The sequence below is a fragment of the Alsobacter soli genome (genome assembly GCF_003004785.1).
GTDB classification, from domain to species: Bacteria; Pseudomonadota; Alphaproteobacteria; order Rhizobiales; family Beijerinckiaceae; genus Alsobacter; species Alsobacter soli.
Genome location: NZ_PVZS01000003.1, coordinates 157,338 through 170,167, shown reverse-complemented (window position 1 = coordinate 170,167; position 12,830 = coordinate 157,338). Strand labels below are relative to the sequence as shown.

The 12,830-nt window shown below is 66.2% G+C and carries 11 protein-coding genes; 8 read left to right on the top strand and 3 right to left on the bottom strand.

Annotated elements, in window-relative coordinates:
• Positions 1–15 precede the first annotated feature (15 nt).
• Positions 16–870 (top strand): carboxylating nicotinate-nucleotide diphosphorylase, encoded by an 855-nt coding sequence (nadC, locus tag SLNSH_RS03810; protein ID WP_106335329.1) that lies wholly within the window; start codon positions 16–18, stop codon positions 868–870.
• A gap of 57 nt (positions 871–927) precedes the next feature.
• Here the strand turns inward: nadC and SLNSH_RS03805 are convergent, their stop codons facing one another.
• Entirely contained in the window at positions 928–1,869 is a 942-nt protein-coding gene (locus SLNSH_RS03805; RefSeq protein ID WP_342587854.1) for a cell wall hydrolase, read from the bottom strand.
• 678 nt (positions 1,870–2,547) lie between these two features.
• Between SLNSH_RS03805 and SLNSH_RS03800 the strand changes: the two genes are divergently transcribed.
• The 6 genes from SLNSH_RS03800 (at position 2,548) to hflX (ending at position 10,992) form a co-directional block, all read left to right on the top strand.
• The gene (locus SLNSH_RS03800) at positions 2,548–4,350 is read left to right on the top strand and encodes a glycoside hydrolase family 15 protein (RefSeq protein WP_106335327.1); all 1,803 of its coding nucleotides are present in this window, start codon (positions 2,548–2,550) and stop codon (positions 4,348–4,350) included.
• A gap of 183 nt (positions 4,351–4,533) precedes the next feature.
• Positions 4,534–6,798 (top strand): sensor histidine kinase NtrY-like, encoded by a 2,265-nt coding sequence (locus tag SLNSH_RS03795; protein ID WP_196240208.1) that lies wholly within the window; start codon positions 4,534–4,536, stop codon positions 6,796–6,798.
• Positions 6,799–6,835: 37 nt separating this feature from the next.
• A complete protein-coding gene (gene ntrX, locus SLNSH_RS03790) occupies positions 6,836–8,203 on the top strand; it encodes a nitrogen assimilation response regulator NtrX (protein WP_106335326.1) in 1,368 nt (455 codons plus the stop codon).
• Between the two features lie 74 nt (positions 8,204–8,277).
• Entirely contained in the window at positions 8,278–9,156 is an 879-nt protein-coding gene (locus SLNSH_RS03785; RefSeq protein ID WP_106335325.1) for a D-amino-acid transaminase, read from the top strand.
• A 170-nt stretch (positions 9,157–9,326) separates the two neighbouring features.
• Complete coding sequence (gene hfq / locus SLNSH_RS03780; RefSeq protein ID WP_106335324.1) at positions 9,327–9,587, top strand: RNA chaperone Hfq; 261 nt, start codon at positions 9,327–9,329, stop codon at positions 9,585–9,587.
• Between the two features lies 1 nt (position 9,588).
• The gene (hflX, locus tag SLNSH_RS03775) at positions 9,589–10,992 is read left to right on the top strand and encodes a GTPase HflX (protein WP_106335323.1); all 1,404 of its coding nucleotides are present in this window, start codon (positions 9,589–9,591) and stop codon (positions 10,990–10,992) included.
• A gap of 21 nt (positions 10,993–11,013) precedes the next feature.
• Here the strand turns inward: hflX and mazG are convergent, their stop codons facing one another.
• Complete coding sequence (gene mazG / locus SLNSH_RS03770) at positions 11,014–11,796, bottom strand: nucleoside triphosphate pyrophosphohydrolase (protein WP_106335442.1); 783 nt, start codon at positions 11,794–11,796, stop codon at positions 11,014–11,016.
• A gap of 129 nt (positions 11,797–11,925) precedes the next feature.
• Positions 11,926–12,339, bottom strand: a complete 414-nt coding sequence (locus SLNSH_RS03765) for a DUF3775 domain-containing protein (RefSeq protein ID WP_106335322.1) — start codon at positions 12,337–12,339, stop codon at positions 11,926–11,928.
• 239 nt (positions 12,340–12,578) lie between these two features.
• Here SLNSH_RS03765 and SLNSH_RS03760 point away from each other — a divergent pair, with 239 nt between their 5' ends.
• A complete protein-coding gene (locus SLNSH_RS03760) occupies positions 12,579–12,830 on the top strand; it encodes a DUF1236 domain-containing protein (protein WP_158266665.1) in 252 nt (83 codons plus the stop codon).

The window sequence follows — 12,830 nt, the reverse complement described above, 5'->3', positions numbered from 1 at the left end:
CGCCCGGAGACCGTCATGACGACCCTGTTCCTCAACCCGCTTCTGATCGACGACGCCGTGCGGCGGGCGCTGGAGGAGGATCTCGGTCGGGCCGGCGACATTACCACCTTGGCGACGATACCGGCGGACGCCACCGCCGAAGCCGTGATCGCATCGCGCAAGGACGGCGTCATCGCCGGCCTGCCGCTCGCGGCCGCCGCCTTCCGGATCTACGACCCGTCGGTTCGCTTCGAGCCGGCCGTGGCGGATGGCGACCACGTTTCGCCCGGCGGCGTCGTGGCCCGGATCTCGGGGCCGGCCCGGTCCATTCTGTCTGCCGAGCGCGCCGCCCTCAACTTCATGGGCCGTTTATCCGGGATCGCTACGGCTACCGCCGCCTATGTGGAGCGTGTGAAGCACACGCGCGCCAAGATCGTCTGCACCCGGAAGACGACTCCGGGACTGCGCGCCTTCGAGAAATACGCCGTGAAATGCGGCGGCGGCGCCAACCACCGCTATGGTCTTGATGACGCGGTCCTGATCAAGGACAACCACATCGCGGTCGCCGGCGGCATCGGCCCCGCGCTCCGCGCGGCCAAGGCGTCCGTCGGCCACCTGGTGAAGATCGAGATCGAGGTCGACCGGCTCGACCAACTCGACGAGGTGCTGGCGGAGGGCGCCGACGTCGTGCTCCTCGACAACATGAGCCCCGAGCTGATGGCCGAGGGCGTCCGGCGCGCCGCCGGGAAACTGCGCACCGAGGCTTCCGGCGGCGTCAATCTCGAAAGCGTCCGGGCGATCGCCGAGTCCGGAGTGGACATGATCTCGGTGGGCGCCTTGACCCACTCGTCCACGGTGCTCGACCTGGGGCTCGACATCGCGATCGCATGAGTGCGCGGTTTGGTGGGCCGATCAGGAGATCGGCCTGCTCCGGCTCGCGGTTGACGATCAGGTCTGTCCTGGCTTCAGCTTGTAGAAGATGTGCCGGCCGATCACGTCCATCTTCTTCAGGCGCTTGGCCCAGAACGGCTTCACGTAGTTGGCGTGATAATGCGTCGCGCCCCCGACCTCGGCGTTGTAGGTCTGGCCGAACGTCACCTCCCGCGCGATGCGGACCGCGGACTTCCAGGACTCCGCCTCTGTGATGCGCAGGGCCTTGCCCTCGCAGGCGAACGAGAATTGGCAGGCGAACCTGCGGTTCCTGTTCTGGTAGACGACGCCACACACCGTGCTCGGATAGAGGCCGCTCTTCACGCGGTTGAGCACCACCTGGGCGACGGCGGCCTGACCGGCCTCCGGCTCGCTCCGCGCCTCGAAGTAGACCGCCTCAGCGAGGCAGCGCTCTTCCTTGTTGAGGTTGTCGGGGTCGATCAGGCTGGCGTAGCTGGGCCGGCTGTCTTCCGGCTTCTGCACGATCGACATGCCGCCCGGCAGGGCTCCGCGCGCCTTGAGGGCGTTCAGGCCTTCGGGAGACACCGGTGCGGCGGCGATCTCGACTGGCGTGGCGTCCGCCGGGGCCGGGGTCGTGGATGAGAGCGCGACGGCGCGAGGCACCGTCGGCGTCGAGCCCACGCCGGTCGTGGTGGCGCCCGAGGCCCGGGACGCGGCCGTCAGCTGGGATGTCCCGGACCCGGAGGAGTCGGCTGCTGCGGCGCCGGGGGTCGTGGAGACTGCGTCCGTGGACGGCTCGAACGCCGTGACCGAGTCCGGCGGGTCAAAGCTCGGCGGCAGCAGAATGGTCGGGGGCAGCAGGTCCACATTGAGGCCCGTAGCGATCCGGTCGCCGCGACGCAGCGGAGCGTGGCCTGAGACGCTGGGCCGCAGCACGATCAGGGGATCGCTCTTGCGGCTCCTGTCGACCGTCGGAAAGCCTTTGGTCTCTGTCTTCATGTCGGCGCGCGGGCGAGGATCGGCCGCATAGGCCTCAGCCGGGGGGTCGGCGGCGGGCAGTCGCGCGGTGTGTATCAGGCCGTAGCGACCTGGCGACACCGTCGGGCCGAACGTCAGGGACGCAATGCCGGCGGATATCGGGGGAATCAGCGAACCGGGCTGCCCTATAGGCGGCTGCGACATGCCGGCGACCTGAAATCCACCAGACATATCGACGCCAGCGTCGGCCGCCATGGACACAAGAACGCCGGCTGCAAGCGCCCAGGGAGCGACCGTGCCACACGCCCAACGCACACTCGACACCATGCGCACGCAACCCCAACCGCAACCGCGCAATCCAAGGATCCGTTACCCGGACATCACCGCCGAGGGGAAAAGATCCACTTGATTCAGTTATCGAGGGGTAAGGTTGAGCGGCGGTTAACGCGCCGGTTCCCGAGAGGAGGTCCCGCGGCGGTACGGGGCGTTCAAGCCTCTGGAAATACTTTGTCTTGCTCGATGCGGCGAAAATGGCCTTGAAGGCCGGCCCCCATTCGGAACAGGCGCCAGCTTCGATCTCAACGTGCCCTCGCGCCGGCTCACGTCATGCCGGGCCATCCGGGATTGAGCGGAACTGTCCCAACGATGCGCCGTTCTGAGGCTCGTATCTGATCGTGGAATGGGGCAAGGAGACGCGTCCTGTCATCCCGGATCGAAGACTACGCCCTGATTGGCGATTGTGAGACCGCCGCGCTCGTGTCCCGCGCCGGCTCCATCGACTGGCTTTGCCTGCCCCGATTCGACTCGGATGCTTGCTTCGCGGCCATCCTCGGCTCCTCGCGCAATGGCCGCTGGCGGATCTCCTGCACGGATCCGAAGGCGAAGCGTACCCGGGGGTATCGGGAAGGGACTCTGATTCTTGAGACCCGCGTGGAGACTGCCCAGGGCGTGGCCACGGTGGTCGATTTCATGCCGCCCCGGAACGGCCGGGCGGACGTGATCCGCATGGTGATCGGCGAGCGCGGAACAGTTGGGTTCCGCACCGAGATCGTGGTGCGCTTCGACTACGGCCTGACTGTTCCTTGGGTGAACAGGTTGGAAGATGGCGCGATCCAGGCCATCGCCGGCCCGCACCGCATTCTGATCCATTCCGACATCCCGCTGCATGGGCAGGATCTCAGGACGGTGGGCGACTTCACCGTCGAGGAAGGGCAGACGATCTGCCTGTCACTTACTCAGCAAGCGTCCACGGCGCCATTCTCGCCCCGGGTCGACGCCCAGGCCGCGCTGAAGAAGACGGAGGCGTTCTGGCGCAGGTTTTCGTCCCGATGCCCCGACGTGGGCCGCTGGACCGAGCCGGTGCGGCGCTCCCTCATCGTGCTCAAGGCTCTGACCTACGAACCCACTGGCGGCATCGTGGCGGCCCCGACGGCCTCGCTTCCCGAGAAGATCGGCGGCGTGCGGAACTGGGATTACCGCTATTGCTGGGTGAGGGACGCCTGCTTCACGCTGCAGGCCTTCATGGATGCAGGCTACTTCGACGAGGCGGCCGCCTGGCGCGACTGGCTCATGCGCTCGATCGCGGGTTCCCCCTCGCAGATGCAGATCATGTACGGGATCGCGGGCGAGCGACGCTTGCCCGAGTGGGAGGCGACCTGGCTGCCGGGGCATCGGGGTTCGTCGCCCGTGCGCATCGGCAACGCGGCGGTCGACCAGTTCCAACTGGATGTTTTCGGGGAACTCGCCGACGCGCTTTCGGTCGCCCAAAAGGGGGGGCTTCCGCCCCACCCGCGCACCCTGGAACTCAGGCCGGTCATCATGAAGTTCCTGGAGACGGCCTGGCGGGAGCCGGACGAGGGCATCTGGGAGGTCAGGGGAGGCCGGCGCCACTTCACCCACTCGAAAGTGATGGCCTGGGTCGCCTTCGATCGGGCGGCCAGTTACGCCGAACGAGAGGGGGCCAAGGCGAACGCGCGCCGCTGGCGGGCCGTTGCCGACGAGATCCACGCCGAAGTGTGCGCCAAGGGCTACGATCCCGAGGCGAACTCCTTCGTTCAGTCATATGGCTCGAAAGCCCTCGACGCGAGCTTGCTGCAGATCCCACATGTCGGCTTTCTCCCGGCCGACGACCCACGGGTGATCGGCACGGTCCGAGCCATCGAGAGCCGCCTCGTGCGCGACGGGTTGGTATTGCGATACGACCTCGGAGAGACCACGGATGGACTTCCCGCGGGAGAAGGCGTGTTCCTGGCCTGCAGCTTCTGGCTTGCCGACTGCTACCTGATGCAGGGCCGGCGGGATGACGCGGAACGCCTGTTCGAGCGGCTGATCGGCCTCGCCAACGACGTGGGGCTGCTGGCTGAGGAATATGACCCGGTCGGCAAGGAGATGGTGGGCAACTTCCCGCAGGCGTTCAGCCACGTCGGCCTGATCAATACGGCCCTGAACCTCAGCCGGGAGAAAGGGCCTGCGGTGGAGCGGGCGGAGGACGGCCACAACTAGTCACTCGGCTTTCCCCGTTTTCCACAATCGGAAGATCTTGACTGGAGAGAGAGGTCCGACACGCCCCAAAGGGCTATGCGGGCGCCTCGATTTCGTCTTCATTGCGCAACAGTGTTGCCCGGGTGCATCACGGCCGCAACCGCGAGTCGCCGGGCGCGACCGCTGGAGACAAATTCGAGGTCCATGGCCGGAACAACCGCCACATTGCCTGAGGTCCAGGAAATCGCCCATCGCGAGGGTTCGCGCTGGTCGCGGGCGATCGGAACTGGCGTCGTCGTCCTGGCCCTTTTGTCGGCGCTGGCGACGTTCGCCGTCCTGGCCGGCCTCGTGCCACTGCCGCCCACCCACGATGTGGTCCTGCAGCTTTTCGCGGTCAACGCGCTGCTGATTCTCGTGCTCCTCGGCTTCGTCGTGCGCGAGGCCTTCCGGCTCGTCTCGGCCCGGAGGGCCGGGCAGGCTGCTTCGGGGTTGCACGCTCGGGTCGTCGCGCTGTTCGCGCTTGTGGCGGCGCTTCCGGCGATCCTCGTCGCGGTCGTCGGCTGGATCACGCTGGAGAGGGGGCTGGACATCCAGTTCAGCCGGTACATCCGGCAATTGCTCTCGACGTCGGTGGACGTGGCGAACGCGTATCGAGAGTTGCAGTGCCGGACCATCGGCCGTGAAATCAACCTGATGGCGGCCGATCTGGCCCGGGCCAAGCCGTTGATGGACCATGACCGCGCGGCCTACCACGACTTCATGCAGTCCAGGGCCGTGTTCCTCGGCTTCCCGGTGGCGATGCTGCTGAAGAACGACCTGTCCGTCATCGAACGCATCGAGATCAAGCCCATCGAAGGGCTGCCGCTGCCCAACAAGGACGACATGGCGGCGGCCCAGGACGCGGAGGCGTGGTGCCTCATTCCCAACCAGGGCAACGTGTTCCGGGCGGTTCTCAAGATCCCGTCCATGGACCAGACGTTCCTGTTCGTGGCCCGCGCTGTCGACCCCAAAGCGCTGGAGTTCCCGCAGCAGGCCGAGCAGGCCGCCGCCTATTATGAGGCGCTCAGCCAACGCAAGCTGGACGTCCAGGTGGCGTTCGCCAGTATGTATCTGCTCATCTCGCTGATCCTGCTGCTCTCGGCCGTCTGGATGGGACTGGCCTTCGCCAATCGATTCGTGTCGCCTATCCGTCGCCTGATCCACGCGACGGATCAGGTGGCCTTGGGGAATTTCTATGTCCAGGTGCCGGCCCGACGAAGTGAGGGCGATCTGGCCCATCTGGCCGAAACTTTCAACAAGATGACGTCGGAGCTGCGTCAACAGCACGATCGCCTGACGCAGGCCCGCGATCTCATCGATCGCCGGCGACGATTCACCGAAGCCGTGCTGTCCGGCGTCTCGGCCGGCGTGATCAGCATCGACAAGGTCGGCCGCATCACGGTCCTGAACCCCTCGGCCGAGCGGCTGCTCCACGGAACACGCGACAAGTGGATCGGCAAGCCCGTCCAGGAGGTCATCCCGGCGTTGGCCGATGTGGTGAACGAAGCGCTGAACGAGCGGGTGCGGCTGGTCCAGAGTCAGGTGGTGGTGTCCGCCAATGGCCAGGACAGGACGCTGACCGTCCGGGTGAGCAGCGAGCAGTCCCCCGACGGGGACAAGGGCTGGATCATCACGCTGGACGACATCACCGATCTCGTCTCGGCCCAGCGCACCGCCGCCTGGGCGGACGTCGCCCGGCGCATCGCGCATGAGATCAAGAACCCGCTGACGCCGATTCAGCTCTCGGCCGAGCGCATCAAGCGCAAATACGGCAAGGTCATCACCAGCGACCGCGAGATCTTCGACCAGTGCACCGAGACGATCGTGCGCCAGGTGGACGACATCAAGCGGATGGTGGACGAGTTCTCGTCATTCGCCCGCATGCCCAAGCCCATGGCGGAGGACGAGGACCTCGCCGCGATCGTGCGCCAGGTGCTCTTCCTGATGCGGGTCGGCCATCCCGACATCACCTTCGAGGAGGACATCCCTCCCGAGCCGCTCGTGGCCCGCTTCGACCGCCGGCTCCTGTCCCAGGCCGTCACCAACATCGTCAAGAACGCGACGGAAGCCATCGCCGCGGTGCCGGAGGAGACGCGTGGACCCGGCCTCATCAAGGTCGCGGTGCGGGCCGAAGGCGAGAATGTCGCCATCACGGTGGCGGAAAACGGCAAGGGCTTCCCGAAGGAGCATCGGCAGCGCTTGCTGGAGCCCTACATGACGACCCGCGAGGGCGGCACCGGGCTCGGCCTGGCGATCGTCTCGAAGATCCTCGAAGACCATGGGGGCGGCATCGAGCTGCTCGACAACCCGGATGTGGCCCAAGGCGGTCTGGTCCGGATGTGGTTCCCCCGCCAGGGTGTGTCGAAAGACACATCGCAACTGGCCGAATCCCGCAGGGATCTGGCCGCAGCCAGGCAGAAGGCGCGGTGAGACCCATGAGGCGACACACACAAAGGGAGACCGCGCGATGAGCGCCGATATCCTGATCGTCGACGACGAGACCGACATCCGCGAACTCGTCGCCGGCATCCTGGACGACGAGGGCCACCGGACACGGACGGCCGCCAATTCGGACGAGGCTCTGGCCGCGATCGAAGCGCGGCGGCCTCATTTGGTGTTCCTGGACATCTGGATCCAGGGCAGCCGGCTGGACGGTCTGCAACTGCTCGACATCATCAAGGAGCAGCACCCCGATCTCCCGGTGGTGATGATCTCGGGGCACGGCAACATCGAGACCGCCGTCTCGGCCATCAAGCGTGGCGCCTACGACTTCATCGAGAAGCCCTTCAAGGCCGACCGGCTGGTGCTTGTCGCCGAGCGGGCGCTTGAGGCCTCGCGACTCAAGCGCGAGGTGAAGGAGCTGCGGGTCAAGTCGCAGCAGGCCTCCCGCATCGTGGGTCATTCCCAGGCCGCCAACCAGCTGCGGCAGACGATCGAGCGCGTGGCGAGCACCAACGCCCGCGTGATGATTTCGGGCGCGCCAGGCTCCGGCAAGGAGTTGACGGCGCGAACCATCCACCAGCTGTCGGCGCGCGCGAGCGGACCCTTTGTGGCCATCAACGCCGCCACGATCACGCCTGAGAACATGGAAAGCGAGCTCTTCGGCGTGGAGGGCGCCGACGGCCGCGGTCGAAAGGTCGGCGCGCTGGAGGAAGCGCATGGCGGCACCCTCTATCTGGACGAAGTGGCCGACATGCCGCGCGAGACGCAGGGCAAGATCCTGCGCGTGCTGGTGGACCAGAACTTTCAGCGCGTGGGCGGGGCCATGCGCGTGCACGTGGACGTGCGCGTGATCTCGTCCACCGCTCGCGACCTGAGCTCCGAGATCGCGGGCGGCCGCTTCCGCGAGGATCTGCTGCACCGCTTGAGCGTGGTGCCGATCCGGGTGCCGAGCCTGGCCGAGCGTCGGGAGGACATCCCAGAGCTGATCGGCTACTTCATGGATCAGATCTCCGCGTCGACCGGCCTGCCCAAGCGCAACATCGCCTCAGACGCCCTGGCCGTGCTTCAGTCTCACGACTGGCCCGGCAACATCCGGCAGTTGCGCAACAACATCGAGCGTCTATTGATCCTGGCGGAGGGCGATCCTTCGGTCGAGGTCACGGCCGACCTGCTGCCCTCAGAGGTCGGCGCGCTCGTCCCGTCCACGCCGAACGGCGCCGGCGGAGAGAAGCTCATGTCGCTGGCGCTGCGCGAGGCGCGAGAAATCTTTGAGCGCGAGTATCTCGTGGCCCAGATCAACCGCTTCGGCGGCAATATCTCGCGGACCGCCGAATTCATCGGCATGGAGCGCTCCGCCCTTCATCGCAAGCTGAAGTCCCTCGGGATAGGCTGAGACATCCAAGACTTGCCCGAGTCGCACCCCCGCGGCTCGGTTGCTGCTGACCCGCCCCTCGAGGAGCCCTGCGAATGAGCCGCATCGCGTACGTCAATGGCCGTTACGTGCCGCATCGCTCCGCGAAGGTTCATGTGGAGGACAGGGGCTACCAGTTCGCGGACGGGGTCTATGAGGTCTGCGAGGTATTTTGCGGCAGGCTCGTGGATGAGACGCGGCACCTCGACCGACTGGACAGATCTCTTTCAGAGCTGCGCATTGCTGCGCCGATGGGGCGGAAGGCTCTCCTGACCGTGATGCGTGAAACAGTCGCCCGGAACCGGGTGCGCAACGGCCTTGTCTATGTCCAGATCTCGCGCGGCGTGGCGCGCCGAGACCATCCCTTTCCGGATCCGGCGCCGGTTCCAGCGGTCGTGGTCACGGCGAAGTCGCTGGACCCCCGCGCGGGGGAGAAGCTGGCGCAGGCTGGGGCTGCCGTCATCACCACACCCGAGATCCGCTGGGCGAGGCCCGACATCAAGTCCGTCGCGCTGCTTCCCAACGTGCTCGCGAAGCAGCAGGCCCGCGAGGCCGGCGCAAGGGAGGCCTGGTTCGTCGACCCGGACGGGACGGTGCTGGAGGGCGCCTCGACCAATGCGTGGATTGTAACCCATGACGGCACGATCGTGACGCGCCAGGCCGATCGGCGGATCCTGCGCGGCGTAACGCGCGCGGGCGTGATCGATGCGCTGGCCCGGCGCAACCTGCGGCTGGAGGAGCGCGCCTTCACGGTGGAGGAGGCCAAGGCTGCGGCAGAGGCGTTCATCACCTCCGCGTCCAGCCTCGTGATTCCCGTGGTGCGCATCGACGGAACCCCCGTGGGCGACGGCAAGCCCGGTCCGGTCGCCCTGGCCCTTCGGGCCGCGCTACACGATGTGACGGAAATGTCACATGTAGTCACGCCAGCGCTGTGATGAGGCTGGCTCCGCGCAGCAATCGTGCTACCTTTATTCGTGGAACGCTTTGCGATTTCCATCGCGCGAGCCGTCGACACGTTGGTTTGGGTGATTTCGAGACGTTAACGCACCAGCCGAAAAGCGGACCCGTCCTCGCGAGCTGGTGAGCAACAAAGGGGCAGTACACCATGGCTGCGGAGCGGAACCAGAACCTGCAGGACACCTTTCTCAACCACGTTCGCAAGAACAAGGTGCCATTGACGATCTTTCTCGTGAACGGAGTGAAGCTGCAGGGCGTTGTCACTTGGTTCGACAATTTCTGCGTGTTGCTCCGTCGCGACGGCCACAGCCAGCTCGTGTACAAGCACGCGATCTCGACGATCATGCCGGGCCACCCCGTTTCGCTCTTCGAACAGGACGAGGGCGGCCCCAGCCCCATGAAGGACTGATTTGAAGCACTCTCCCGGGCCGCACGAAAACCTCAACAAAGGCCCTGTCGAGCCGGAGAAGGAGATCGCCTCCGGCACCCGCACCTTGGTCGTCGGTCCTTATCCGTCAGCCCGGCAGCAGGCCCGCGTCGCTGCCTCCGAGGACGGCGGCGCTCCCAATCTGCGCGTCTCGCAAGCCCGGCTGGAGGAAGCCGTCGGGCTTGCCGCCGCCATTGATCTGGACGTCGTCCACAGCACGGTGGTGACGATCGCTTCGCCCCGCCCGGCCACTTATCTGGGCAAAGGCAAGGTCGAGGAACTCGCTGGGCTGGTCAAGGCTGAGGAGATCACCCTCGTCATGATGGACTGCGCGCTGAGTCCGGTTCAGCAGCGCAATCTCGAGAAGGCGTGGGGCTGCAAGGTCATCGACCGCACCGGGCTGATCCTTGAGATCTTCGGGCGGCGCGCGCGTACCCGCGAAGGCGGGCTGCAGGTCGAACTGGCTCATCTCGCTTATCAGAAAAGCCGGCTCGTGCGGTCCTGGACGCACCTTGAGCGACAGCGCGGCGGTTTCGGCTTCCTGGGCGGCCCCGGCGAGACACAGATCGAGGCGGACCGGCGCATCATCACCGATCGCATGGTTCGCATCGAGAAAGAGCTCGAGAACGTCAAGCGCACCCGCGCCCTTCACCGCGAGAGCCGGCGAAAGGTGCCGTACCCCGTGGTGGCCCTCGTGGGGTACACGAATGCGGGCAAGTCAACGCTGTTCAATCGCCTCACGACGGCGGACGTCATGGCGGAGAACATGCTCTTCGCTACGCTGGATCCGACTGCCCGCGTCGTGAAATTGCCGCACGGCGCGCCGGTGATCCTGTCGGACACGGTGGGGTTCATCTCGGACCTGCCGACAATGCTGGTGGCCGCTTTCAGGGCGACGCTGGAGGACGTGATCGCGGCGGACGTGATCCTCCATGTTCGGGATGTCTCCCATGGCGACACCGAGGCGCAGTCGGCCGACGTGATCGGAATCCTGCGCGAACTCGGGATCAATCCCGACGACCATCAGCGCATCATCGAAGTCTGGAACAAGGCCGATCTGTTGCCGGCCGATGAACGGGCGCGGCTCCTGGGCGTCGTCGCCCATCGCGCTTCCGAGGGCCGCCCCGTGCTCGTCTCAGCCCTCACCGGCGACGGGATGGACCAGCTCAAAACGACCATCGAAGGCCGCCTGGCCCAGGACCGCCCGGTCTTCCGTGTCTCGGTCGACCCGGCGGACGGGGCTGGGCTGCACTGGCTGTACCAGGAAACCGAGGTCCTCGACCGCCGTGAGGACAGCGACGGGGCGTTGCTGATCGCTTCCCGGATCGCGCCCGAGAAGGAACCTCGGCTGTTGCGCCGGTTTCCAGGCGCCCGGCGGATGCGATAGGAGCCGGCGCAGGCCGCCTGCTCATTCTTCTGCCTTGGCCGCGTTCCAAAGCGCATCCATGTCTTCGAGGCTGGCGTCGGACGTCGACCGTCCCTGCTTCCCCAGCGCTCGCTCAATAAAGCGGAAACGCCGTTCAAATTTGGCGTTCGTGCCCCGCAGGGCCGCCTCGGGATCTACGTCGAGGTGGCGGGCGAGGTTGGCCACCGCAAACAACATGTCGCCGAGTTCGGCGGCGACAGCCTGCCGGTCGCCGGCGTTCAGTTCGGCTTCGATCTCGTCGAGCTCTTCTCGCAGCTTGGCCAGGACCAGCCGGGCGTCGTTCCAGTCGAAGCCAACGGTGGAGGCCTTGGCCTGCAACTTCACGGCCCGCGTCAGGCCGGGCAATGAGGCCGGGATGCCGTCCAGCAAGCCGTCGTGTTCTTGCTGGTCGCGGCCTGCGGCTTGGCGCGCCCGCAGCCGCTCGGCCTTCTCGCTGGCCTTGATCTCTCCCCACAGCTTCTTGACGTCCTCCGGCGCCATGTCACGGGCCTCGCCGAAGACGTGGGGGTGGCGACGGATCATCTTGCTCGTGATCGCCTCGACGACGCCGCCAAAGTCGAAGGCGCCCTGTTCCTGCGCCATGCGGGCGTGGAAGACAACTTGGAGCAGGAGATCGCCGAGTTCGTCCTTCAAGTCCAGGAGGTCGCCCCGCTGGATCGCGTCGGCGACCTCGTAGGCTTCTTCGATCGTGTAGGGGGCGATGGACGCGAAGTCTTGCTCCAGGTCCCAGGGGCAGCCTGTTCCCGGCGTGCGCAGGGCCGCCATGATCCGGATGAGCTCGGCGATGTCTTGCGAAGGGCGTGGAAGAGAAGCGGGCAGGTCGTCGGTCACGGGCGGTCCTTTCACTGCCCGCAATCTAGCGACTCGACTCCTTTCCGTCCCCTATGGCGCGCCTCAAACGCCCGCAGGGCCACCCACATCCTCGTCGACGCAACTGAGATCGAAGGCGGCCAGACCCTCGTCCAGCAGGTCGGGAAGGTTCGGAATGCCGAGCAGGTAGTCGTCCGTGGGCGTGTCGCGGCGTTCCCGCGCCAAGGCGACCGCGTCGTCCCACTCATCAGGCCCGTAGTCGCCGCGGCCGACCCAGACGAGAGCCACTAGGTTCGCTCGCTCGTCCTCGTTCAGGCCTGAGATGAAGGCGCGAATCTCCCCCTCGACCGGGTCATCGGGCGCGTCTTCCAGAACGTCGAAGGCGCGGTCGTCGGTCGGATTGGAGCCCGAATCCGCGTCGCTGTCGCCTTGCTCCTTCACGTCGAACTGCCTGGCCTGACGGATGAGGGCGCAGACTTTGTCCAGAGCGATGTCCATGAGAGGGCCTCTTGCTGACGTGTCCCGAAAGACGCGTGTGCGGACCGAAAGGTTGCGTTTCACCCCGTTTCGCAGGCAGCCGCTCAACCTAGCGCAGGACCGCCCGTGACGTTTGAACGTCAGGTGCCGCCGTGTGCGCGTTCGCACATCAAAGAACGATCAAGCCGACGAAAAAAGCGCGCTCGGCCCAGAACTGAGACTGATTTCAGCCGTTTTCCCGGCAACCCGGAGAATTCATCGTGCGCCTGCTCATTGTCCTGCCGTTCGCCTTGATCGCCCTGCAAAGCCCCGCCTTGGCCAAGTCACCGACCGTAAGGGCCGAGCCGGCTTCGCTCGACCATGCGATTCGCGTTGGGGCGGTGCTGCCCGACTCGGCCCAGATCATCGCGCAGCCCAACAACGCCTTCGGAATCGTGATCGAGCAAAGCCGCGTGCTGGTGGTCGACCCCAAGACGCGGAAAGTGGTCGAAATTCTCGAAAGCGGCGCCTAA